The sequence below is a fragment of the Pectobacterium polaris genome (assembly GCF_002307355.1).
GTDB lineage: Bacteria > Pseudomonadota > Gammaproteobacteria > Enterobacterales > Enterobacteriaceae > Pectobacterium > Pectobacterium polare.
In genome coordinates, this window is the sequence record NZ_CP017481.1 from 3,820,719 (window position 1) to 3,844,296 (window position 23,578).

Genomic DNA, 23,578 nt, shown 5'->3' on the forward strand with positions numbered 1-23,578 from the left:
AGTTTTTATCCTACACACGATTCTGTAACAACGGTACTGTCTGCCGAAGTAGCACGCGGCTTGTGCCGCATTTCCCCATTAAGCAACGATAAAACGACGATGGCACACTGCCTGCACCATCGTCTTCGGCCCTAACGCCCTTTTTGCAGCGTTTCTTTCACCTGACTAATCAGTTCGCGGCGGAAATCACCGAGGCGCGGTTTGTCATCCAGCCACGGCAGCGGGCGGCACAGTTCCATCGCTTTGATACCCAAGCGCGCGGTCAGCAACCCTGCTCCAATGCCCTGTGCAGCGCGAGTTGATAGCCGCGCGGCAAGATCCTGCGACATCCAGTCCATGCCAATTTCCCGCACCAGCTCCGATGCGCCGGCAAACGCGATATTGACCAGCACCAGCCGAAACAGGCGAATGCGGCTGAAATAGCCAAGTTCGATGCCGTACAGCGCGGCAATACGGTTAATCAACCGCAGGTTGCGCCAGGCGATAAATGCCATATCCACCAGCGCCAGCGGGCTGACGGCGATCATCAAGGTGGATTCCGCCGCCGAGCGGCTAATTTCACGCCGCGCCTGCGTGTCCAGTACAGGCTGAACCAGACGCGCATAAAGCTCCAGCACTTCGCGGTCGTTGTGGGTTTCATGCAGCGAAGCCTGCCAACGCTGTATCGCCGGATGGCCACTATCCAGCCCCGCCTGTCGCGCCAGCTTTTCACAGAATTCGCGCCCGCGCCCCACGCCGTGGCTATGTAACAGATCGCGGGCCACGTCGCGCTCTTCCGCACGTTCCCGCAAGCGATAGAGCCGCCGCCACTCGACGGCCAGCGAGCCGACGCCCGCTGCTACAATCAGGCTGCCTGCGGTAATGCCGCCCAGTGCGATCCAGTCCTGCTGTACCCAGGCGGTATGCAGCGACTGCACGCCCTGCGCCAGCGCGCTAACACCAAACAGCCCGATTCCTGCCATCACCATACGCCGCCACAGGCTCCGCTTTGGTCGCAGCGCCGCGCTGATCGCCTCTTCCGCCGCGCCTTCTTCCGGTACTTCTTCTTCGCGGCTGATCGGGGAAAACGGCGTGCCGCTCTGCTCGTCAAACGCCAACCCGGCACGCAGCTGCGGCTGTGGCTCTTGCGGTGAAACGTCATCGAACGTGACGCGAGGTTTCAGTGGTTCGCTCATCGCAATTTATCCTTTAACAGAAAGTCCATGACCGTATCCAACCGGATATGCGGCAACGGCGTGTCTACCGTCATTTCTCGCGGACGAAATTGATCGAAATGGAAGCCCTGCGTTTGCCAGAATGCCGCACCCGGTAAACGCGCGGGCACTTCACCGGGGTAGACCGTCAGCGGCTGACCGTCGCTGAGCCGATGCCCTTTCAGCGCCGGAATTTTCTGGCCCTGATGATCGACCACCCCGCTCTGCGTTGACTGGATCGACGCAATGCCTTCACAGCGCATATCGATGCCTTCAAACGCCGCGTTCTGCCACGCTTCCTGCACCAGTTGCTGAAGCAACGACACCAGATTGGCGTGCTGGTCGGCGGTAATGTGATCCGCTTTACTCGCCGCAAACATCAGCTTGTCGATGCAAGGCGAGAACAAACGCCGGAACAGCGTGCGCTTCCCGTAATGAAAACTTTGCATCAGTTGGGTCAGCGCCAGCCGCATATCGTTAAACGCATGAATTCCGCTATTGAGCGGTTGCAGGCAATCGACCAGAACAATCTGCCGGTCGAAGCGTACGAAGTGATCCTTATAAAATCCTTTGACGACCGACTGACAGTAATAGTCAAAACGCTTGCGCAGCATGCCGATGTTGGTTTTCTCATCCGCCTGCGCCAGTTTGGCTTCACCGATCTGATTCACCTGCGGCCAAGGGAAGAATTGCAGCACCGGTGCGCCCGCCAGATCGCCCGGCAGCACAAATCGACCCGGTTGAATAAAGTGCAGCCCTTCCTGCTTGCAGCGGTGCAGATAGTCAGTGTAAGCCTGCGCCACTTCGGCAAGCTGATTTTCATCCGCCGGGGCCAGTGGGTCGACTTTCTCACACAGCGCCAGCCAGGGTTTGGCCCACTCGGTGCGCCCCCCTTGCAGCAAGCCGCTCATCTGCTGTGACCAGCTCAAATAGGTCTGCTCCAGCAGCGGCAGATCCAGCAGCCATTCGCCGGGGTAATCGACAATTTCCAGATAGAGCGTCGAGGTGTCTTTGAAATGACGCAGCAGCGAATCCTTGGAACGATAGCGCAGCGCCAGACGAATCTCACTCACGCCGCGCGTCGGCGTCGGCCAAGCCGGCGGGGAACCATACAGCGCGGCCATGCCTTCATCATAGGCGAAGCGCGGCACGCCCAAATCGCGCTGCGGCACACGCTTCACCCCCAGCAGACGCTCTTCGCGCACAGGGGAAAACATCGGCAAATGGGCACCGCTGTGGGTGTTCAATAATTGATTAACGAACGCGGTGATAAACGCGGTTTTGCCACTGCGGCTCAACCCAGTGACGGCAATCCGCAGGTGGCGATCTACGCCGCGATTGACCAGAGAGTTAATTTCGTTCTGTAGTCGACTCATCGAATGAACCATCACTCCTTTGGTTGGGAGATATATGTAGTTGAGAACTGTATGTCGTTGAGAACCATATATCGCTGAGAGAGATATCGTATCAATATAATAAAATCCGACAAACGCCTCACGCCAACATAAGTTCAACCACGCTCACCTATCTCATACCGTATTTTTACCGCCAAAATGTAAAGAAACGATAATTTTAAGACAACTCTTAGCAAGCAATAAGACAACTCTTAGCAAACAAATTGTTAACGTATACAACCTGAAATTGTACCAAGTAACCAATTGTTTCTGGAAACGAATGGTGTCCCAATAACAATTAATAATTCAGGTTAATTCATTATGCTACGGAATGCGTCATTCACTGACGGGTATCAATCTGCGCGTCTCAGCCAACTTGCGCTCTTTATTTTATTGACCACCTCAGCAAGCAGCTGGGCGGCAGATAATAATCTGACGTCTGCACCGGACCGGGTGGATGAACAGCTGAATATCAACCAGCAGGATCGCCAGCGTGCGATTCAGCAGCAATTAGCGCCACAAACGCCCGATGTGCGTTTGCAGCCCCCCTCTTCATTCTTTACTAATCTGCAATTTCATCAGGAAAAACAGTGCTTTATGCTGTATCACATTATCCTAACCGGCAAAGAAGATTTTCCTTCCTGGCTGCGTATCCCGCTGCAACAGCTGGCCGATCAGGGTAAAGGTCAGTGCCTGGGAGCTCAGGGTGTCAACCTGCTGATGAGCGCACTGCAAAACCGTCTGATCGACCATGGCTACGTCACCGCGCGCGTGATGGCGCCGCCGCAGAACCTGAAAACTGGCACCCTGCATATCACCCTGATTCCAGGCAAAACGCGCCAAATCGAATTGACCAAAGAGAGCGATCGCTACGTGAGCCTCTGGAGCGCCATGCCAGCGCGTGAAGGCGAACTGCTGGATCTGCGTGATATCGAACAGGGACTGGAAAACCTGCAGCGCGTGCCAACCGTACAGGCAGAAATGGCGATTGTTCCAGGCGAACAGCCAGGCGAAAGCGACATTGACGTGACCTGGAAACAGGAAAAAATGTGGCGTCTCGGTGCGACGCTCGATGACTCTGGCACCGAAACCACCGGTCGTTATCAAGGCGGCCTGACGCTGTATATCGATAACCCCTTCGCGCTCAGCGATCTGTTCTACATTTCCGGCAACCATGACCTGGAATCCGGCAGCGAAAAAGGCAGCAAGAACTACATGCTGCACTACTCTGTGCCGTTCGGTTACTGGATGGCAGGCGTCACCGCCAGCGGCTACGACTACAACCAGAATGTAGCGGGCGCGTATGAAGATTACAACTACAGCGGCAACAGCAAAAACCTTAACTTCCAACTGAGCCGGGTGCTGTACCGCAGCGGCAGTCAGAAAACCTCGATGAGCTATGAAATTCTGACGCGCGAATCACAGAACTTCGTCAACGATACCGAAGTGGATGTGCAGCGGCGTAAAACCAGCGCCTGGCGTCTGGGCCTGCAGCACCGCCACTACTTCGGCGCCACCACGCTTGATGCCGCAGTAAGCTATCAGCGCGGCACTCGCTGGTTCGGCGCGATTCCGGCGCAGGAAGAGTATTTCGATGAAGGCACAGCACTGGCGAAAATTATCCAACTCAATGCCCAGTTGGATATGCCGTTTACAATAGGAAACCAGACCTTCCGGTATAACCTCCAGTATCTGCGCCAGATCAACCACACCAAACTAACGCCTCAAGATCAACTGTCGATTGGTAACCGTTGGACCGTGCGCGGCTTCGACGGTGAACGCACCCTGACGGCCGACCGCGGCTGGTTCATACGCAACGATCTGGCCTGGCGCACGCCGCTGCCCAACCAGGAACTGTATCTCGGCGCTGACTACGGTGAAGTTGACGGCACGCGTGATTACCTCATCGGAAAACATCTGGCAGGCGGCGTCCTTGGTCTGCGCGGCAACGCCTTTAACACGGGCTACGACCTGTTTGTCGGTGTGCCGTTCTCCAAACCGGAAGGCTTCCACACTAGCCCTGTCACCCTCGGTTTTAACCTCAGTTGGCAGTATTAAGGAGGCGCGTGATGAAAATACCTGTTAATGGCTATCAGTTAACCGCCCCGCTGCTCGGCGGCCAGTTCAGCGAAGCGGAAGCGCTTGGCGCGGCAGTCTGGCTGTGGATGCATTCGGCACAGCACCGCGATATTCCGCTCAGTGTTCTGCCGACGCTGCTGTTGCCCGCCATCAAACATCAACAGTTTGTTATCGCCAGCCGCGATGACAAGCCGATGTTTTTCCTCAGTTGGGCGTGGATGGATGAAGAAGCGGAACAACGCTACCTCACTGGCCCCGGCATCCTCGTGCAGCCACAGGACTGGACCAGCGGCGACCGTCTGTGGTTCCGCGACTGGGTCGCGCCCTTCGGCGATCAGCAGGCGTTTCGCCGCATCGTCGGCGGCACGCTGTTTCCCCATTTATGTGGCCGTGCGCTGTACCACAAAGGGGCGGAACGCGGACAACGGGTACTACAATTCCGTGGCGATGACGTCACCCAACAACAATTCAGACTCTGGCAGCAGAACACGCCGCTGGTTGCTTAACATCACTTTTAGCAGGGATAACTTTTCGTGAACAAGAACCTCTATCGCGTCATTTTCAACAAGGCTCGCGGCCTGTTAATCGTGGTTTCCGAAATCAACCGCGGCCAGGGCAAAAGTGGCGCAAACGGCGTCGGCCATACGCTGAGCCAGCTGATTGGTCGGATGAAGCCCACCGCTTTCCTGACCATGACCGCACTCGGCCTGGTCACGCTCGCGCCACAGGTGATGGCGGCCGGGATTGTCGCCGACAAGAGCGCACCGGGCGGGCAGCAACCGAATGTGATGCAGAGCGCCAACGGCACGCCGCAGGTCAATATCCAGACGCCAAGCGCTGGTGGCGTATCGCACAACAAATACACCCAGTTCGACGTCGATAATAAAGGCGCGATTCTGAATAACTCCCACAAGCAGGTACAGACCCAACTGGGCGGCTGGGTGGCGAGTAACCCATGGCTGGCAAAAGGCGAAGCCAAAATTATTCTTAACGAAGTCAATTCGCGTGACCCAAGCAAGCTGAATGGCTACGTCGAAGTCGCAGGCCGTAAGGCGCAGGTAGTGATTGCTAACCCGGCGGGCATCAGCTGCGACGGCTGTGGCTTTATTAATGCCAACCGCGCCACCCTGACCACCGGCACACCGCAAATCACCAACGGTGAACTGCGCGGCTACCGTGTGGGCAGCGGTGAGATCGTGGTTGAAGGCGCTGGCATGGACAGCAGCCGGCAGGACTACACCGATCTGATTGCCCGCACTGTGAAAGTGAATGCCGGTATCTGGGCGAAAGATGTGACCGTCACCACCGGTAAAAACGAAGTGGCCGCCGATAACAATAAGGTTGTCGATAACAACAGCGCTACCGCCAGCAGTGCAGCGGAGAGCGACAGCAGCGACGTCAAGCCGACACTGGCGATCGACGTAGCCCAACTGGGCGGCATGTATGCCGGTAAAATCCGTCTGGTGGCGACAGAGCAAGGGGTCGGCGTCAGCAACAAAGGCACACTCGGCACGCAGGCGGGTGATATCACCATTAACGCTAATGGCGATATCGTTAACAGCGGCACCGTCAATGCCGGACAGGATCTGCTGCTGGGCGGTAAAAAAGTCGATAACAGCGGCACCCTGTTTGCCCAGCGCGACCACAGCACCACCGCCAGCGACGAGGTGATCAACAGCGGCCTGATCGCCGCCAAAGGCAACACCCATGTGCGCGGCGCCACCATCCGCAACAGCAAAGGCGCGGCCATTGCCGCTGGGATGAAAACCGATGGCACGCTGGCCAACAGCGGCAATCTGACACTCGCCAGCGACGGCAAACTGACCAGTCAGGGCCAGGCGCTGGCCGGTGGCAATCTGAACGCCAGCGCCAGCCAGATTGATCTCAGTGGCAGCGATACCGCCGCGCATCACGCCACGCTGACCAGCAGCAGCGATATCATCACCGACGACGCGCAGCTGCTGGCAAGTGGCGATTTGAAACTCTCAGCGGCCGGTAAACTCAGCAACGATCGCGGCGTGATTAACGCCAATGCGCTACAGGTCAGTACGCCGGTTATCAGCAACCGTGGCGGCCAGTTACTGCAAAGCGGCGACCACGATCTGCAACTCAGCAGCGACAGCATTGATAACCAGAATGGCCGCATCGCCGCCAACGCCAAAAAATTCAGCGTGCAGAGCGCCAGCCTGAATAACCAGAGCGGCACCATCATGGCGGCCGGTTCCGGCTCGCTGGATGTTGCGGCCAGCAGTGAACTGAATAACCAGAACGGTACGCTAGCCGCCGCCAGCGATCTGACCATCGCCACGCCGGTGCTGAACAACAACCTGGGGCAAATCTCCGCCAATAAACAGCTGACGCTCGATCAGCAAAACAGCAGCGCCCTCTCCCGCGCCGCAGCCACCAACAGCGATCTGCGTATCAGCAATGAAGGTGGTCGTCTGGTGGCGGGTCAGCAGTTGATCTTCCGCGGTCGCGAGATTAACGGCAGCGGTGAAATTCTGTCGCTTGGCGATATGGATCTCAGCTTCGCGGACGGCTTCAGTAACAACAATAAAACGCTGGCAAATGGCGATCTGACGCTGAACGTCAATAACAGCTTGATTAACAATGCGCTGCTTGGCGCAGGCGGTAAACTGAATGTGCAGGCCAGTAACATCGACAACCAGCCCACAGGCGAACTGAGCGCGCAGCAGACCACGCTGAACGCCAGCGATACGCTGAGCAACCGTGGCCTGATCGACGGCGTACTGACCCGCATCAATGCCAGCACCATCAACAATATCGGTACCGGTCGTATTTATGGTGACGGCCTGGCGATCAACGCCGCGACACTGAATAACCTGGCGGAAAATAACAGCAGCGCCACCATTGCGGCGCGTCAGCGTCTCGATCTGGGTGTCGGCACGCTGAACAACCATACTCATTCCCTGATCTACAGCGGTGGCGATCTGGCTATCGGTGGCAATCTCGATGAAAACGGTGTGGCCAGCGGCAAAGCGGGCGACCTTAACAACCACAGTGCCACAATAGAGTCTGTCGGCAATATGGCGCTCAGCTTCACCGCGCTGAACAATATCAACGACAATTTTGTAACCCGCTTCGTACAGCTGTCAGAGAAGCAGAAAAATGAGTATATGGTGGTCGACCTGAATAATGGCGTTCACTATAGCCCTGACGACTACAACATCAGTTTCTACAAAAATGAAGTGCGTCATATCTGTATTGAAGGTGTGGTGTGCGGTCGTGACCACTATTATCAGTACAGCTATACCGAAACGGTGCGCGAAGAACAGATCGCACAGAGCGATCCGGCGAAAATTATCGCGGGCGGCCAGATCTCACTCGCCGGCGATAAGCTGCTGAACGACAAGAGCCAGATTATTGCTGGCGGCAGCCTGCTGACCGCCGTCAAAGAACTGGTGAACACCGAAGTCACCGGTCAGAAACTGACGGAAAAAGTCGGCCAGGTGATTGAGTGGGATCGTATTCATAAGAAAGGCACCGACAGCCAGAAAGCCAGAGCGTCCGCCTATACCCCGCCGACAGAAATTCAGTCCATCAGCCTCAGCCCGAGCGTGATGAAGGAGAATACCCAAGCGACCAGCAACGCGCCATCGCTGGCGGATTATGCCGCGCAGCGCGTGGAAGTGGCCGGACAGAACACCGATGTCATTCGTTCCATAACACCGGACGCTTCTCTGCCAACCGGCAGCCTGTTCACCACCCTGCCGGATGCCACCAGCAGCTATCTGATCGAAACCGATCCGCGTTTCACCAATCAGAGAACCTGGCTGAGTTCCGACTATATGCTGAGCCAGTTGCGGACCGATCCGTCGATCACGCAAAAACGCCTCGGCGATGGTTTCTATGAACAGCGCCTGGTGCGCGAGCAGATCGTTGAGCTGGTCGGCCAGCGTTATCTGGCGGATTACACCAGCGATGAAGAACAGTACAAAGGCCTGATGGAAGCGGGCGTCAGCTTCGCGAAGAAATTCAACCTGGTACCGGGCGTGGCGCTGACCGCCGAGCAAATGAAGCAGATCACCCAGGATATGGTGTGGCTGGTGGCGCAGGATATGAAGATGCCAGATGGCACCACCCAGCGCGTGCTGGTACCGCAGGTTTATGCGCAGGTGCAGCAAGGCGATATGGACGGCAGCGGCGCACTGCTGGCGGGTAAGAACGTCAGCATCGGCGTCAGCGGCGGCATGCTGAACAGCGGTCGCATCAACGCCACCCAACTGGTCAGCATTTCCGGCGACGAGATCGTCAATGTGGGCGGTATCATCGCCGGTAAATCCGTGTCCCTGCAGGCAACCAACGACATCACCAATACCGGTGGCACGGTACGTGCGACCGATACCCTGCTGGCGCAGGCCGGACGTGATCTCACCGTCGCCAGCGAGACCAATCACGCCGAGAGCCAGAACGGCAGCAACAGCTTCAGCCGTGACAATATCGAGCGCGTGGCAGGCATGTATGTGCAAGGTGACGATGGCAAACTGCTGCTGCAGGCAGGCCGTGATGTCAATCTGCAGGCCGCGCAGGTGGTCAGTTCCGGTGAAAACAGCCAGACGCAGATCGCCGCTAACCGCGATATCAATATGACCACCATTACCACCGGCAGCAGCGACAAGGTGGTATGGGATAAAGATAACCACGTCACGCAGACGCTGACTCAGGTACAGGGCAGTGACGTCACCAGCGACGGCAATATCACGCTGAACGCGGGCAATAATATTAACGCTCAGGCGGCGAAACTGAATGCCGATCGGCAGCTTGCGCTGACGGCCACCAATGATATCAACCTCGGCAGCGCCAGCAGCCTGGAATATCTCGACATGAACTCGAAGGTGAAAGGTTCCGGCTTCCTGTCGAAACGCACCACGACCACCCGCGCCGGCTACGATGCCACGCTGGCGAACGGCAGCAGCCTGGGCGGGGAAAATATCGCCGTCAGCGCGGGTAACAACCTGAATATCACTGGCAGCGATGTGGCGGCGGATCGGGATCTGGCGCTGCATGCTGGTAACGACCTCAACGTCACGGCGGCAGAAGAGAGCCGCGACAGCTGGTCGATGAAGAAAACCACCAAATCGGGCCTGATGAGCAGCGGCGGCATTGGCTTCTTTGTCGGTTCAATCAAAGAGGCCTCAACCTCTGATACTGACGCACTGACCCATCACAACAGCACGCTGGGCAGCGTCAATGGCGATACCCGTCTGGTCGCAGGCAATAATATCGCCGTGCAGGGTTCTGATGTGATCGCTGGTAACGACATTAATATGGTGGCGAACAACATCACCATTGATGCCGCGAATAACCAAAGCACCACCGACACTACGTACGAACGTAAACAGACAGGGCTGACGTTGGCGCTGTCCGGCGCGATTGGCAGCGCGATCAACACTGCCTACACCAGCGCGAAAGCCGCCGATGAGCAGCAGGATGGCCGTATGGCATCGCTGCAGAAGCTGAAATCCGGTCTGGCAGGCGTACAGGCCGCTCAGGCGGCAGTACTGGCGTCGCAGAACACTACCGACCAGAACGCCATTGGTGTCAGCCTGTCGCTGAGTACTTCGAAGTCGAAGAGCGAGAGCCACAGCGAAGCGGTCAACGCCTCCGGCAGCACCGTGCAGGCGGGCAACAATATCAATCTGGTGGCGACCGGCTCAGAGAATGGCGACGATGGCGATCTGACCATCGGTGGCAGTCAGCTGAAAGCGGGCAACGATGTGTTGCTGTCGGCAAACCGCGATATCAACCTGCTGTCAGCGCAGAACACGCAGTTGCAGACCGGCAAAAACAGCAACAGCGGTGGCGGCATCGGCGTTAGCATCGGTGCGGGCCAAGGCGGTGCAGGAATCAGTGTGTTTGCCAATGCCAGTAAAGGTTCCGGTAACGAGAATGGCGATGGCCTGACACATACAGAAACCACCGTCGACGCCGGTAATAAGCTGACGGTCAACAGCGGGCGTGACACCACCCTGCGCGGCGCACAGCTGAGTGCCGATCAGGTCGTCGCCAATGTCGGCCGTAACCTGACGCTACAGAGTGAGCAGGACGTTAATAACTACGACTCGAAGCAAAAGAACAGCTCAGCAGGCGCCAGTTTTACCTTTGGCAGCATGACTGGCAGCGTCAGCGCCAATGTGGCGAAGGACAAAATCCACAGCACCTATAACAGTGTGCAGGAGCAAACCGGCATCTTCGCGGGTGACGGCGGCTTCGATATCACTGTCGGTAACCACACGCAGTTGGATGGTGCCGTGATTGGCAGCACCGCCAGCGAAGATAAAAACCGTCTCAGTACTGGCACGCTGGGCTTCAGCAATATCAACAACAGTGCAGAGTTTGAGGTGTCACACAGCAGCGTCGGTATCAGCACTGGCGGGCTGGGTGCGCAGGATCTGCTGAAAAACGCCGTGCAAAATCTGGCGGCCAATGGCCTAGGAGCGAGTGGCAGCGATGGGAATGCTTCCGGTACGACTTATGCTGCCGTTTCTCCAGGATCGCTGATTATCCGTGATCAGGCGAACCAGCAGCAGGATGTCAGCGAACTGAGCCGCGATGTCGAGCACGCTAACCAAAGTATCAGCCCAATCTTCGATAAAGCGAAGGAACAGCAGCGTTTGAACCAACTGCGCCTGATTAGCGACGTTGTTAACCAAGGCGTGGATATCACCCTCAGCCAGGGCCAGATTATGGCAAACAACGCGGGAATTAACGCGGCTGGCGAGTGGGATGAGACCAAGGAGACGCGTCAGGAGTACTGGACTCGGGTACAAAATACCGCCGCGTATAAGGACATCAACGATCAATATAAAGCAGGTGGTGAGCTTAATAAAGGCATTCGTGCCGCAGCGGCAGCCATCACTGCGCTGGCGGGTGGTGATCCACTGAAAGCACTGGCACAAGGTGCTGCACCTTATCTGTCCAGCACCGTGCGCGATTTGACTCTGCAGAATAGCGACAATCCCACTGCCGCGCAGATCGCAGCCAATGCCATCGGTCACGCTATCGTTGGCGGCGTGGTGGCTGAGCTTTCCGGTTCCAACGCCACTGCCGGGGCCGTTGGTGCAGCAGGTGGTGAGCTGGCCGCGCGAGCGATCGTCGACTATCTCTATCCAAACAGAACGGTTGAGTCACTGACTGATGATGAACGGGCGAAAGTCAGTAATCTGGCGTCTCTGGCTGCCACCATGGCGGCAGGTCTGGCAAGCGATTCTTCAGCAGGCGCGGTGGCAGGACATGACGCGGGTAAAAATGCCGTTGATTATAACCTGCTGTCAAATAAGTACGGCGTTGAAAAACTGAGTAAAGAAGGCCGCGCGCTGTATGAAAAACTAAAAGCCGCCGGTATCGGTGGCATGGATGAACTACAGGAACGCTTTGCTGCCTGTGGTTCTAATGGTCAATGCCAGACCGATATCCGTAATGAGTACCGTAAACGGGAAAAAGAAGCGGGTGAAAAGCTGGTCGCGATGTATCAATCTGGGGCAATAACGGCTGATGAGTTCGGCTATCTCGTAACAGATTATGCCAGGACTATGATGAATGGCGCGCAACAGGGCCAGTTAAATTCTGATTACTCTGGATTCATCGGTGACATCTATACACAGACGGGCATTGACTGGACACCGATGGGCATCGCTGGCAATCCTTATGTCGCCGCTATTAAGGGCAGTGAACAACTTACCGAATGGAAAGCACAGGGACTGAGCGATGAGAAAATCCGTGAGCTGGCACTGAAAAACGATATCATTACCTCAGCGATGACGCCTGTTGATATCAATGGGATCCTCAGCTTATACGATAATGGTGCATCGGCGCAGGAAGTTGTAAAATTTGCGGCTGGCATGGCGTTCAACAAAGTCATACAAAAAACGCAGACGGGAGCAGGGAAAGGAAGTGCGTTAAATCAGGCAGATAAAGTTGCTGCTCAGGCGCAGCAAGATCTGCTGGATAAAATTAAGAATTTCCCTTCGAAAACCCAGGCGAATAAAACCGCCACCATGGTTGGCGCATATGACCCAGTGACAGGTAAAACCGCGGTAGGAAGCAGTAATGCCAGCATCACAGCTGATGCACTGGATCCCAAAACTGTTGCCTACATTGAAAAGCAGTTAGGCGTCAAAATCGGTGAATTTACAAGTTTTTGTAAGAACAAAGCAGGAGCCTGTGCTGAAGTTTCTGCAGCAGACCAACTGGTTCGTCAGGGTGCATCACCGGAGAATGTTAAATTCACGGATGCCGTCAGGCCAAGAGCGGTGTACGACGCAGGAAAAGTGACACCAGAATCGGTCATAAAACCTTGCGAAAATTGCCAGGTAACATGGCCTAAAGGACAATAATGTGAATACCTTAAACATAAATTGGAAACCTGAATTCGGTACAATTTTCACCTGGTTTGCGATGGATAAGCATGGGAAAATTGCCGTTATGGTTAACAACTGCTTTGGTGACCTACCGAAAGCGCTTTTATCAATCAATGATGCCGAGTCATTACTCGACCAGTTGAACGAATTTTTATGGGAAGAATCGGAACAATTTAACGTCTATCCTGAGAATAAGTGCGGTCAGACTGTGTCAGACCTCTATTCCGGCTTAAGATTTAGCCATATGGCTAGCAGAGAAGAATTTGATCAATGGCTAAAAGAACGATCTGGTTATGAGCAAAAAATCGGGGAATATAATGTCCCCTCAGTAAAGGGATTTTTTGTCTACCATGGGATTGAGGGAAGTTTTGAAGGCGAAGATTATCTTGTTGGCTATGAAGGTAACACGAAAATGGGTGATTACTTCCGCTTCTTAACACCTACGGTTTATGGTTCGATAGCCGATTTTCCCAGCGAGCTACATCATGGCATTGCAGTATCAGATGTAGTCGATTTCACAACGGATCGACTATTTGATAACGCAAAAATCAACGACTATTTCCCCAGAATGTATAGTGAATGATGATATAGCCTCAGCGTAATGCTGAGGCTTATTTTTACTCTGGTTGAATAAAACGTTTAGACATTACTCCCCCCTTTCACTAGATGATTTGAATAGTCCAGTAATCGAGGAAATGAAAGTGAAATTTTTACGACTAACCAACCTTGCTGCGATAGCTATTTTAGCTTCAGGCTGCTCCATCATGCCGAATAATTCCTTTTTTACCCCACCAACTGAAAAAAATGACTCCCCGTGGGTACGTATCGTAGATAACACAGAACAGACGAGTATTTACCAGACGTTAAACGGCAAACGCACTGGCGGTCTTATTCGTTCCAGTGAATGGGTTTTACAGAACACCCAGGATCGCGGAATGCCAAAAGTATCTGGAGAGAAATACAATATTGACTACTACGAAACACCATTAGTGCCTGATGTTGAAACAGCGATTATCAACGTTTATGTTGAAAGCAAATACTCATGCCTTATTACCACTCGCTTTGTTCCGGAAAAAGGCAAAAAATATCAGTTCCAGTTGGAAGCCGATACGTTGCACTACCAGTGCCGCGTACAGGCTAGCGAGCTGGTGAAGGACAATCATGGTCAGTGGAAACTGGCACCGCTACAGAATGTTCGCTACAGCGCGAAAGAAGGAAATGGCTGGCATCCGATGCACAGTGGGATCGGATCATAGAGATTTCTGCGAGAAAACAGCGCGACATTATCCACTCTCGACTCAAGTCGTACGGTGGATAATGTCAGCGAAAGAGTATAACCGATGAAAAATTACAGGTGACGAAAGCGGTTCTGAACACCAAACGTATCCGAGGTGACATAGCGTTCAATGTTGCGCAGGCGCTGTTCGCTGGCCTGCAAGGTCGCATCCGCTTCATTCAGCAGTTGGCTGGGTGTGCGAGCCGCTTTTTCATCCTCAAATCCCATTCCCGCCGGAGCCGGGTCGAGCATAAAGGTCAGAATGATGTAGGCCACCATGGTGAAAAAGAACAGGCCGAAAAATATCGACAGCACCGCAATCAGCCGCACGAGTTTCACTGGCACGTCAAAGTAACGTGCTAAACCAGCGCAAACCCCTTTCAGCATGCCTTCTTCCGGTATGCGGTATAACGTTTTACCTGACCACGTATTGTTCATTACGATTTTCTCCAGTCCGGGTGTTCTGCATCCAGAATATCTTCCAGCGCCCTGATACGCTCACGCATACGGTTGGATTCTTCCGTTAAATGTGTGAGACGTTGCATATCGTTTTGTCCCAGTTGAGCACTGTTTTTACGCTGACTGTAATGTAGCCAAAGCCATATCGGTGCCACAAACAACATGAAAATGGTCAGCGGAATGGCAAGAAACAACGCACTCATTGTGTCTCCTTAGTTATTATTCACCCGTCGGTGGCTGCCGTTTTCTAACGACAGCCCATCCGATAGCGTTTACGCGCTTATGACGCTTTACTCTGCTGGCTTAACTTTAGCCTTAAGTGCCGCCAACTGCGCGCTGATTTCATCGTCCGCTTTCAGTTCGGCAAACTGCTGATCCAACGATTTTTGTTTCCCTAACCCGTGGCTTTCAGCTTCCGCTTCCATCGTATCGATGCGGCGTTCGAACTGATCGAAACGTGCCATCGCTTCATCCAGCTTACCGCTATCCAACTGGCGACGCACATCACGCGACGATGCCGCAGCCTGATGGCGCAGCGTCAGCGCCTGCTGGCGAGCACGGGTTTCACTCAATTTGTTTTCCAGCTCGCCGATTTCACGCTTCATGCGCTCCAGCGTTTCATCCACGCTTTCGGCTTCATGCTGCAACACCGCGATCAGGTCGGTCAGCTTCTGCTTTTCAATCAGCGCCGCACGAGCCAGATCGTCTTTATCTTTACGCAGCGCCAGCTCGGCTTTTTCCTGCCACTGTTCCTGCTGACCGTGCGCTTGTTCAATACGACGGGCAATCTGTTTCTTTTCTGCCAACGCCCGCGCCGAGGTTGAACGTACCTCAACCAACGTATCTTCCATTTCCTGAATCATCAGCCGCACCAATTTCTGCGGATCTTCAGCTTTATCCAGCAAAGAATTGATGTTGGCGTTCACGATGTCGGCAAAACGAGAAAAAATACCCATAATTACATCCTCTTCATGATTTCCAGCGTCTGATTACGCCTGATTTATCACCGTGACCAGCTGAGCCAGTCGCGATCTCGTTATAGATATATCAATAAGCATGCCAACTTTTAATTCAGTTTAACCAACTGAAAATTAAAGAATAGATAATTTTGACTATTTTCTCCTTTCCGCTAGATTAGTCAAATACACTAACAGTTAGTAAAAATAACACGGTGAAACATCATGCTTCAGGAAAAAGAGAACCTGCTGGGCGAAGCCAACAGCTTTCTGGAGGTACTGGAACAGGTGTCGCAGTTGGCACAGTTGAATAAGCCCGTGCTGGTGATTGGCGAACGCGGTACCGGTAAAGAGCTGATCGCCAGCCGTCTACATTATCTTTCCCCGCGTTGGCAAGGGCCGTTCGTTTCCCTCAACTGTGCGGCGCTCAACGAGAATCTGCTCGACTCCGAGCTATTTGGTCATGAAGCGGGGGCTTTTACCGGGGCGCAAAAACGCCATCTGGGACGTTTCGAGCGCGCCGACGGCGGAACGCTGTTTTTGGATGAACTGGCTACCGCGCCGATGCTGGTGCAGGAAAAATTACTGCGGGTGATCGAATACGGCATGCTGGAGCGTGTCGGCGGCCGAGATCAGCTACAGGTTGACGTGCGCCTGGTGTGTGCGACCAACGACGATCTGCCTGCGCTTGCCGCCAGCGGTAAATTCCGTGCGGATCTGCTCGATCGTCTGGCCTTTGACGTTGTGCAGCTCCCGCCGCTGCGTGAACGCCAACAGGACATCATGCTGCTGGCGGATAACTTTGCGATTCAGATGTGCCGCGAATTGCATCTGCCGCTGTTTCCCGGTTTTACGCCTGCCGCGCGCGAGACGCTGCTGAATTACGACTGGCCGGGCAATATTCGTGAGCTGAAAAACGTGGTTGAACGCTCGGTCTATCGTCACGGCAACAGTGAGCAGCCTCTCGATGCCATCATTCTGAATCCCTTCCGCCGGGCAACCGCCGTTCAGGAAACGCCGCTACGTACGGCAATCAATCAGCCGGATTTACCGCTGGAGATGAAACCGTGGCTGCTGGAACAAGAGAAAGGCTTGATCGAACGGGCATTGAATCAGGCAAAGTTTAACCAGCGTAAAGCCGCGGAACTGCTGGGATTAACCTATCACCAACTGCGTGGATTGCTGAAGAAGCACGATATTGCGGTGAATGAGTGACGGTCTGGAAAGAAAATACGGGCGAATTAACGCCCGCAGAGGAAATGGATTAATAGGTTAACAGCGCGCGATTACGGCTCCGTGCCCCATACCAGCGTGCCTTTATCGTGCACGGTGATCTTATCCCAGTTAGCGTAGCTCGTGACGTTAGCGCCGTATGAATAGTCATTCGTTTCATTCACGTTGCTCCAGTCACCGGCGTGGATACGCACCTGCACTTCACCAGTTTCCGCGCCCGGCTGAAGGGAACCGGCTCCGCTGCTGAAGGTCACCAGAACGTAGCGGTTGGCTTTGTCGGTGCTGGCGGCTGGCGTCCCTGTGCTGGTCACGATGTTGTGAGGGCCGACGTTCGCCCAGTCAACAAAGAGGTTCGCGCCAGGTTTGCCATCATCGTGGAAGTAGTAACGCACTTGCAGATCGCTCAGTTTGATCGGCGTACTTCCGGTATTTTTGATGTTGACGGCCATACGAATCGCATCATCGGAAGGGTTGTTATCGACATTACGATATTGCAGCACGACGTCACCCGTTGTTCCGTTACCTGGGTTGGTCGGTTCCGTTGGTGGGGTTGGCGTATCGCCACCGTTATCGCCATTGCTCAGATCCGCACCTGCACGAATCTGCTCTCTGACAAATTTGCCTGACGTCGACAGATTCTGCTCCGTCCAGCCACCTGATTTGCTCGCACCCGGAGCCAGCGCGGCGGACGCTTCTGACTTATCGGTAAGCGACCAGTTCACCCAGCTTACGCCACGGTTATTCAGGAAATCGATCCAGGTCTGCGATTCAGGCAGGAACGGCCCACCGTTGCCGGACGCATCGCTGGTGCCCCACTCACTGACGAAAATCGCCGCGCCACGGCTTTGTGCATAGTCAATGCGGTCGCGCAGGAACTGCCCGTGCGTACCCGCATAGAAATGCAGTGCGTACATCGTATTAGGATCGGGTAACTGATTATCCGCCGCGTCGTGGATATCCTGACTCCAGGTGCCCGTACCAACGATAATCAGGTTATCGGGATCTTTGCTACGGATAGTGTCAGTCACTTCCAGCGCATAAGGCCGAATTTGCCCGTTCCATGTCACGCCGCCGTTTGGCTCATTAGCGATTTCATAAATCACGTTTGGCGAGCTGCCATACAGCCCCGCCATTTCAGCAAAGAAGGTTTTTGCCTGTGCTTTATAAATATTGGGATCATTATCCGACAAGATGTGCCAGTCGATGATGATGTAGACGCCGAGGCTTTGCGCCGCCGCAACGGCCTCTTTTACCTTATTGGCGAGGGAAGGATTCGAAATATAGCCGTCAGACGACGTGTACATAGCGGCACGGAATACCGTGATCCCCCAGTCATCGCGCAGCCACTTCATCGAATCTTTGTTGACATAGTCACCAAACCACTGCAAACCGTGCGAACTGACCCCTCTCAGCTGCACCCTTTTCCCCTGTTCATCCACCAGTCGCCCGTTTTCGATGGACAGCTGACCATGCGTTTCTACCGGCGTAGCGGATAATGCTGAAAAGCTGAGTGACATCCCCAGCACCGTTGTTACCACCCCTAACGTCAATTTCCTGACGATTTGATTCCTTCTCATCCACATATTCCTTATCTCCATTGTGTACACCCATGATCTTGGGTGTAGGCATGATAAGGGAGATTTTTGTTCCCGCAAACAATTTAGGAAATTTCCCAACCATATTGATTTTATTAATTATTTACAGGGAAATAGAAAGCAGGGTAAGTATCTGGCGAAGTCATTTTTCAGACAAAAAAAAAAGCCAGCACGTCGGCTGGCTAAAATAATACTGGAAGCAATGTGAGCAATGTCGTGCTCTCCTTCAGTGCCTGCGAGAAGCCACCGTCGAAGTGCGAAAATGATGATAATAGTTATCAGTATCATCTGTAAAGCACTTTGTTGAGAATTTTTCTCATTACCATACTGATTATGGGGTTCCTGTCAGCCTCATCGCTGCTGATAGCAGGCTTAGTGTCCGATCGGGTTAAACAGCCTATGACTGTAAAAATCCGGGATCGCCTCAATCAGACGTAGCTGGCTTAACGCGGGGTGTAGCGGATTAATCAACGCATTACGCATGCTGCCAAACGGCTTAACCGCGCTGGTCGGCACCCAAATCACCAGCGATTGCCCAGCGTTCAGGCAGCGCGATCCCAGTGCCTGCACGTCCGGCATAAAGGGATAGCGATGCCAGTCTTCAGGCAGCATGTCCAGCGTAATGGATTCTTGTGGGACATCGTCCGGCAGTTCATACACACCCAAACGATAGCTGGCGGGCAGCAACTGCGGCGAAGGAAGATAATTGCCCATTTCCAGCATCGCGACAGCGGGCGTTTCACTGAAATATAGCACCGGCGTGTTGGGCTGATTGAAACGTGCACCGTGCTGAAAACTTACGCCCGTTTGCCCTGAAAACGCCTCCAGCCAGACCGCTTTAGTAATGCGGTAAAGCCTCATATAAATTCGCCGTATTCAATACGATTCAGCGCGTTATCAACCAACTGACGCCCTTTGTGCGTATCCAGCATTTCCGCCGGCGTTTTCCCGCCAAAGGCCGGAATGCCGCTCTCCATCCACAGTTGCGCCTTCGCTTCATCTTCAAACGTCGTCATGGCTTTCAACCACAGACGGAACGTCTCCAGCGCGGCCTCCCCCTGCTCCAGCGTTAAATGCTTACGGCGGAATAGACGAGAGATATTAGACGGGTCGACGGACAGCGCCGAGCCAATCAGCTTACGGCTTAGCCCGCTGGCATCCGCACCGCGCTTCAGCATCGCGCCGGAGATCCCACTGCGCACGACATTAACGAACATTAACGGGTCATGGAAAACGCCATCAGGCAACTCGGCTTCACGAGCAAAGTTTTCAACTTTAAGACTGATTTCTGCATTCATAGTTATTTCCTCGTCATTATGACTTAACTATAGCATTCACTATGACGTTTTCAATCATTCATCTGGTGGCTCAAACGGTTGGAAAGTCGCCAGACGCGCATAACAAGAGTGGGGAGGATGCCAAGAGTGCGATACACTCTGTATATAACCGTCTTGACTGAAAAATCCCGTATGTTCGGAAAAACCTGTTTCGCACTGGCACTCACCTGGCTGGCATTGCCTGCACTGGCCGCACCACCGTCCGTGCTAACGCCGCCTGCTCCGCTGGAAAATATTCGCCAGAGCGGTTTTGTCTATTGCGTCAATGATGTCCTGAACACGTTTAACCCGCAGATGGCGCGCAGCGGCGTCACGATTGATACGCTGGCGGCGCAGCTTTACGATCGCCTGCTGGATGTCGATCCTTATACCTATCGTCTGATGCCAGAACTGGCTCAGCGCTGGGAAGTCTTGGATAACGGTTCGACATACCGTTTCTACCTGCGCCGCGATGTGCCGTTTCAGCACACCGCCTGGTTCAGCCCAACCCGTAATATGAACGCTGACGACGTGATATTCAGCTTCCAGCGCATGCTGGACAAAAAGCACCCGTATCATGATGTCAACGGCGGCGAATACCCCTATTTCGACAGCCTGCAATTCGCCGATTCGGTGCAAAGCATCCGCAAGCTGGGCGACTACAGTATTGAGATCCGGCTCAACAGCCCGGACGCGTCTTTCCTCTGGCATCTGGCCACGCACTACGCGCCGATTCTGTCCGCAGAATACGCGCAACGTCTGGCGCAAGAGGATAAGAAGGAGCTGCTGGATCGCGAACCGGTCGGCACCGGCCCTTATCTGCTCGATGAATATCGCAACGGGCAATATATCCGACTGACGCGCAACGGCGATTATTGGCGCGGCCTGCCACGTATGCAGCAGGTGGTTGTCGATCTCGGCTCTGGCGGGACGGGCCGCTTATCCAAACTGCTGACCGGTGAATGTGATGTTCTCGCCTATCCGGCGGCCAGCCAGTTGACGATCCTGCGTAATGACCCGCGTCTGCGTCTCTCGCTGCGTCCCGGCATGAACGTCGCCTATCTGGCCTTCAACGTGCGTAAACCGCCGTTGGACGACCGCCGCGTGCGGGAAGCCATCGCGTTGGCGATCAATAACGACAGGCTGATGCAGTCGATCTATTACGGCACAGCGGAAACGGCGGCGTCGATTCTGCCCCGCGCCTCGTGGGCGTACGACAATGAATCGCAAATTACGGAATATAACTCGCAGAAAGCGCGACAAATCTTGCAGGAACTGGGGCTGACGAACCTGAACCTGCGCCTGTGGGTGCCCAGCGCGTCACAGTCCTACAATCCGAGTCCGCTGAAAACGGCAGAGCTGATACAGGCCGATCTGGCGCAAATTGGCGTCACCGTGACCATCATTCCGGTGGAAGGTCGTTTTCAGGAAGCGCGACTGATGGAGCTTAGCCACGATTTAACGCTGGCAGGCTGGGCAACGGACAGTAACGACCCGGACAGCTTTTTCCGCCCGCTGTTAAGCTGCGCAGCAATTCGCTCCCAGAGCAACTACGCGCACTGGTGCGATCCCACGTTTGATGAAGTGCTGCAAAACGCGCTTTCGTCACAGCAGCTTTCTAAGCGGATTGACTATTATCAGCAGGCACAGCGCATTCTGGCGGAACAGTTACCCGTTCTGCCGCTGGCGTCGTCATTACGACTGCTGGCCTACCGCTATGACATGAAAGGGCTGGTATTGAGTCCCTTCGGCAATGCCTCGTTCGCGGGCGTCTTCCGCGAGGATCAACAGGCGCAGCAGAAGCCTTCTGCACCGGAAACCGTGGAGGAAGCACAGCCGTGATTATCTTTACCTTGCGACGTCTGGTGTTACTGATTGTGACCTTATCACTGCTGACGCTGGTTGGCTTTAGCCTCAGTTATTACACGCCTAACGCCCCGCTCAACGGCGCGGCGCTGTTTGATGCCTATCACTTTTACCTCACCAGCCTGCTTCAGGGGGATTTCGGTCGCTCCAGCATTAACGGACAGGCCATCAGCGAGCTGCTGAAAGAAGTGTTCCCGGCCACGATTGAGCTTTGTCTGCTGGCGTTTGCACTCTCGCTGCTGGTCGGTATTCCGCTGGGGATTACCGCTGGCGTGATGCAGAACCGCGGCGCGGACATTGTGATCAGCACGCTAGCGCTCATCGGCTTTTCCCTGCCGGTATTCTGGCTGGCGCTGCTGCTAACGCTCTTTTTCTCGCTGCACCTCGGCTGGCTACCGGTTTCAGGCCGTTTCGACCTGCTCTATCAGGTGAAAACCGTCACCGGATTTGCACTGATTGACGCTTGGCTGTCAGATTCGCCACATCGCGGTGAAATGATCGTTAGCGCCATCCGCCATCTGATTCTGCCGATTACCGTGCTGGCCGTTGGGCCGACGACCGAAGTGATTCGCCTGATGCGCGTCAGCACTACGGAAATTATCAGCAAAAACTACATTAAAGCAGCGGCGACTCGCGGACTGTCGCGCTTTACGATCATTCGCCGCCATCTGATTCATAACGCGCTGCCGCCGATTATTCCCAAACTGGGATTACAATTTTCCACGATGCTGACGCTGACGATGATTACCGAAGTGGTCTTTAACTGGCCGGGCATCGGTCGCTGGCTGGTGAACGCCATTCGCCAGCAGGACTTCGCGGCCATTTCTGCGGGCGTGATGGTGGTTGGCGCAATGGTCATCACGGTCAACATCCTGTCCGATATTTGGGGTGCCATGGCAAATCCGTTGAAACACAAGGAATGGTATGCCCTACGATAACGTTTATAGCGAAAAGCGGCTGCCTAGCCGACTGGGCGATACCTGGCGGGCATTCCATCAGGATATGCTGGCGATGGTCGGGCTATACGGCTTTCTGATCCTGATCGGCCTGTGTTTGTTCGGCAAATTTCTCGTACCTTATGAAGTTGACCAGCAATTCTTGGGCTATCAGTTGCTGCCTCCTTCCTGGTCGCACTATGGTGAAGTGTCGTTCTTTCTTGGCACCGACGATTTAGGCCGCGATCAGCTAAGCCGTCTGCTGAGCGGTGCTGCACCGACCGTTGGCGCGTCGCTCATCGTCACCTACGCGGCGGCGCTGTGCGGCATCGTGCTGGGCGTCTTTGCGGGCGTCACGCGCGGGCTGCGCTCTGCGATGCTCAACCATATTCTGGATACGCTGCTGTCCATTCCGTCGCTGCTGCTGGCGATTGTCGTCATCGCCTTTATCGGCCCTAAGCTCGAACACGCAATGCTCGCCGTCTGGCTGGCGCTGTTGCCGCGCATGGTGCGCACCATCTACAACGCTGTACACGATGAAATGGACAAAGAGTACGTGATCGCCGCCCGTCTCGACGGCGCTTCCACGCTTTATCTGGTCTGGTACGTTGTGCTGCCAAACATTGCCGCACTGCTGGTCTCCGAATTTACCCGCGCGCTGTCGATTGCCATTCTGGATATCGCCGCACTGGGCTTTCTCGATTTGGGCGCGCAGCTGCCGACGACCGAATGGGGTGCCCTGCTTGGCAACTCGCTGGAGCTGGTTTATGCCGCACCGTGGACCGTGATGCTGCCCGGTGCGGCTATTGCACTGAGCGTGTTAATCGTCAACCTGCTGGGCGACGGCATCCGCCGTGCGCTCGTCGCGGAAACGGAATAAGAGGCGACGACTCCC

17 protein-coding genes are annotated in these 23,578 nt (G+C 54.6%); 9 read left to right on the top strand and 8 right to left on the bottom strand.

What is annotated here, in order from left to right:
• Positions 1–131: 131 nt before the first annotated feature.
• Entirely contained in the window at positions 132–1,175 is a 1,044-nt protein-coding gene (locus BJJ97_RS17125; RefSeq protein ID WP_039480920.1) for a YcjF family protein, read from the bottom strand.
• Positions 1,172–2,569: a YcjX family GTP-binding protein gene (locus tag BJJ97_RS17130; RefSeq protein ID WP_095994740.1), complete on the bottom strand. Its 1,398-nt coding sequence runs from the start codon at positions 2,567–2,569 to the stop codon at positions 1,172–1,174. Before BJJ97_RS17130 ends, BJJ97_RS17125 begins: the two co-directional genes overlap by 4 nt.
• Positions 2,570–2,908: 339 nt before the next feature.
• Between BJJ97_RS17130 and BJJ97_RS17135 the strand changes: the two genes are divergently transcribed.
• The 5 genes from BJJ97_RS17135 (at position 2,909) to BJJ97_RS17155 (ending at position 14,303) form a co-directional block, all read left to right on the top strand.
• On the top strand, positions 2,909–4,645 hold the full coding sequence (locus tag BJJ97_RS17135) for a ShlB/FhaC/HecB family hemolysin secretion/activation protein (protein WP_095994741.1): 1,737 nt from the start codon (positions 2,909–2,911) through the stop codon (positions 4,643–4,645).
• A gap of 11 nt (positions 4,646–4,656) precedes the next feature.
• Positions 4,657–5,172 carry a toxin-activating lysine-acyltransferase gene (locus tag BJJ97_RS17140; protein ID WP_039480927.1) on the top strand — a complete coding sequence of 172 codons (516 nt, stop codon included), beginning with the start codon at positions 4,657–4,659 and terminating at the stop codon, positions 5,170–5,172.
• Positions 5,173–5,199: 27 nt separating this feature from the next.
• Positions 5,200–13,023 carry a hemagglutinin repeat-containing protein gene (locus BJJ97_RS17145; protein WP_095994742.1) on the top strand — a complete coding sequence of 2,608 codons (7,824 nt, stop codon included), beginning with the start codon at positions 5,200–5,202 and terminating at the stop codon, positions 13,021–13,023.
• Position 13,024: 1 nt separating this feature from the next.
• Entirely contained in the window at positions 13,025–13,630 is a 606-nt protein-coding gene (locus tag BJJ97_RS17150; RefSeq protein WP_095699666.1) for a hypothetical protein, read from the top strand.
• 118 nt (positions 13,631–13,748) lie between these two features.
• A complete protein-coding gene (locus BJJ97_RS17155) occupies positions 13,749–14,303 on the top strand; it encodes a hypothetical protein (protein WP_227003534.1) in 555 nt (184 codons plus the stop codon).
• A 92-nt stretch (positions 14,304–14,395) separates the two neighbouring features.
• Here the strand turns inward: BJJ97_RS17155 and pspC are convergent, their stop codons facing one another.
• The 3 genes from pspC to pspA all read right to left on the bottom strand — a co-directional run bounded on the left by pspC (position 14,396) and on the right by pspA (position 15,738).
• Entirely contained in the window at positions 14,396–14,761 is a 366-nt protein-coding gene (gene pspC / locus BJJ97_RS17160; protein ID WP_095994744.1) for an envelope stress response membrane protein PspC, read from the bottom strand.
• Positions 14,761–14,985, bottom strand: coding sequence for an envelope stress response membrane protein PspB (pspB, locus tag BJJ97_RS17165; protein ID WP_095699669.1), 225 nt, complete (start codon positions 14,983–14,985; stop codon positions 14,761–14,763). The genes pspC and pspB overlap by 1 nt, the downstream gene beginning before the upstream one ends.
• A gap of 87 nt (positions 14,986–15,072) precedes the next feature.
• Positions 15,073–15,738, bottom strand: a complete 666-nt coding sequence (gene pspA, locus BJJ97_RS17170) for a phage shock protein PspA (protein WP_010295838.1) — start codon at positions 15,736–15,738, stop codon at positions 15,073–15,075.
• Between the two features lie 225 nt (positions 15,739–15,963).
• On the opposite strand from pspA, the gene pspF reads away from it, so the two are divergent.
• The gene (gene pspF / locus BJJ97_RS17175) at positions 15,964–16,953 is read left to right on the top strand and encodes a phage shock protein operon transcriptional activator (RefSeq protein WP_095994745.1); all 990 of its coding nucleotides are present in this window, start codon (positions 15,964–15,966) and stop codon (positions 16,951–16,953) included.
• A gap of 71 nt (positions 16,954–17,024) precedes the next feature.
• Here pspF and BJJ97_RS17180 read toward each other — a convergent pair whose 3' ends face one another.
• The 3 genes from BJJ97_RS17180 to parS form a co-directional block, all read right to left on the bottom strand.
• Entirely contained in the window at positions 17,025–18,554 is a 1,530-nt protein-coding gene (locus BJJ97_RS17180) for a cellulase family glycosylhydrolase (RefSeq protein ID WP_095699671.1), read from the bottom strand.
• A 384-nt stretch (positions 18,555–18,938) separates the two neighbouring features.
• Entirely contained in the window at positions 18,939–19,427 is a 489-nt protein-coding gene (locus BJJ97_RS17185; protein WP_095994746.1) for an RES family NAD+ phosphorylase, read from the bottom strand.
• Positions 19,424–19,864: a type II RES/Xre toxin-antitoxin system antitoxin gene (parS, locus tag BJJ97_RS17190; protein WP_040031583.1), complete on the bottom strand. Its 441-nt coding sequence runs from the start codon at positions 19,862–19,864 to the stop codon at positions 19,424–19,426. Before parS ends, BJJ97_RS17185 begins: the two co-directional genes overlap by 4 nt.
• 171 nt (positions 19,865–20,035) lie before the next feature.
• On the opposite strand from parS, the gene sapA reads away from it, so the two are divergent.
• From sapA to sapC, 3 genes are read left to right on the top strand one after another with little or no spacing between them, the layout of a single operon-like run.
• A complete protein-coding gene (gene sapA / locus BJJ97_RS17195) occupies positions 20,036–21,724 on the top strand; it encodes an ABC transporter substrate-binding protein SapA (RefSeq protein ID WP_095994747.1) in 1,689 nt (562 codons plus the stop codon).
• Positions 21,721–22,686, top strand: a complete 966-nt coding sequence (gene sapB / locus BJJ97_RS17200; protein ID WP_014915699.1) for a putrescine export ABC transporter permease SapB — start codon at positions 21,721–21,723, stop codon at positions 22,684–22,686. The genes sapA and sapB overlap by 4 nt, the downstream gene beginning before the upstream one ends.
• Positions 22,673–23,563: a putrescine export ABC transporter permease SapC gene (gene sapC / locus BJJ97_RS17205; protein WP_039480947.1), complete on the top strand. Its 891-nt coding sequence runs from the start codon at positions 22,673–22,675 to the stop codon at positions 23,561–23,563. The genes sapB and sapC overlap by 14 nt, the downstream gene beginning before the upstream one ends.
• The last annotated feature ends 15 nt before the right edge of the window (positions 23,564–23,578 follow it).

Excerpts from the sequence above, each read along its gene's own strand:
- BJJ97_RS17130 (WP_095994740.1), bottom strand. The coding sequence starts at position 2,569 with ATGAGTCGACTACAGAACGAAATTAACTCTCTGGTCAATCGCGGCGTA.
- pspA (WP_010295838.1), bottom strand. The coding sequence starts at position 15,738 with ATGGGTATTTTTTCTCGTTTTGCCGACATCGTGAACGCCAACATCAAT.
- sapA (WP_095994747.1), top strand. The coding sequence starts at position 20,036 with ATGTTCGGAAAAACCTGTTTCGCACTGGCACTCACCTGGCTGGCATTG.
- sapC (WP_039480947.1), top strand. The coding sequence starts at position 22,673 with ATGCCCTACGATAACGTTTATAGCGAAAAGCGGCTGCCTAGCCGACTG.
- pspB (WP_095699669.1), bottom strand. The coding sequence starts at position 14,985 with ATGAGTGCGTTGTTTCTTGCCATTCCGCTGACCATTTTCATGTTGTTT.
- BJJ97_RS17135 (WP_095994741.1), top strand. The coding sequence starts at position 2,909 with ATGCTACGGAATGCGTCATTCACTGACGGGTATCAATCTGCGCGTCTC.
- parS (WP_040031583.1), bottom strand. The coding sequence starts at position 19,864 with ATGAATGCAGAAATCAGTCTTAAAGTTGAAAACTTTGCTCGTGAAGCC.
- pspF (WP_095994745.1), top strand. The coding sequence starts at position 15,964 with ATGCTTCAGGAAAAAGAGAACCTGCTGGGCGAAGCCAACAGCTTTCTG.
- BJJ97_RS17125 (WP_039480920.1), bottom strand. The coding sequence starts at position 1,175 with ATGAGCGAACCACTGAAACCTCGCGTCACGTTCGATGACGTTTCACCG.
- pspC (WP_095994744.1), bottom strand. The coding sequence starts at position 14,761 with ATGAACAATACGTGGTCAGGTAAAACGTTATACCGCATACCGGAAGAA.
- BJJ97_RS17185 (WP_095994746.1), bottom strand. The coding sequence starts at position 19,427 with ATGAGGCTTTACCGCATTACTAAAGCGGTCTGGCTGGAGGCGTTTTCA.
- BJJ97_RS17140 (WP_039480927.1), top strand. The coding sequence starts at position 4,657 with ATGAAAATACCTGTTAATGGCTATCAGTTAACCGCCCCGCTGCTCGGC.
- BJJ97_RS17180 (WP_095699671.1), bottom strand. The coding sequence starts at position 18,554 with ATGTGGATGAGAAGGAATCAAATCGTCAGGAAATTGACGTTAGGGGTG.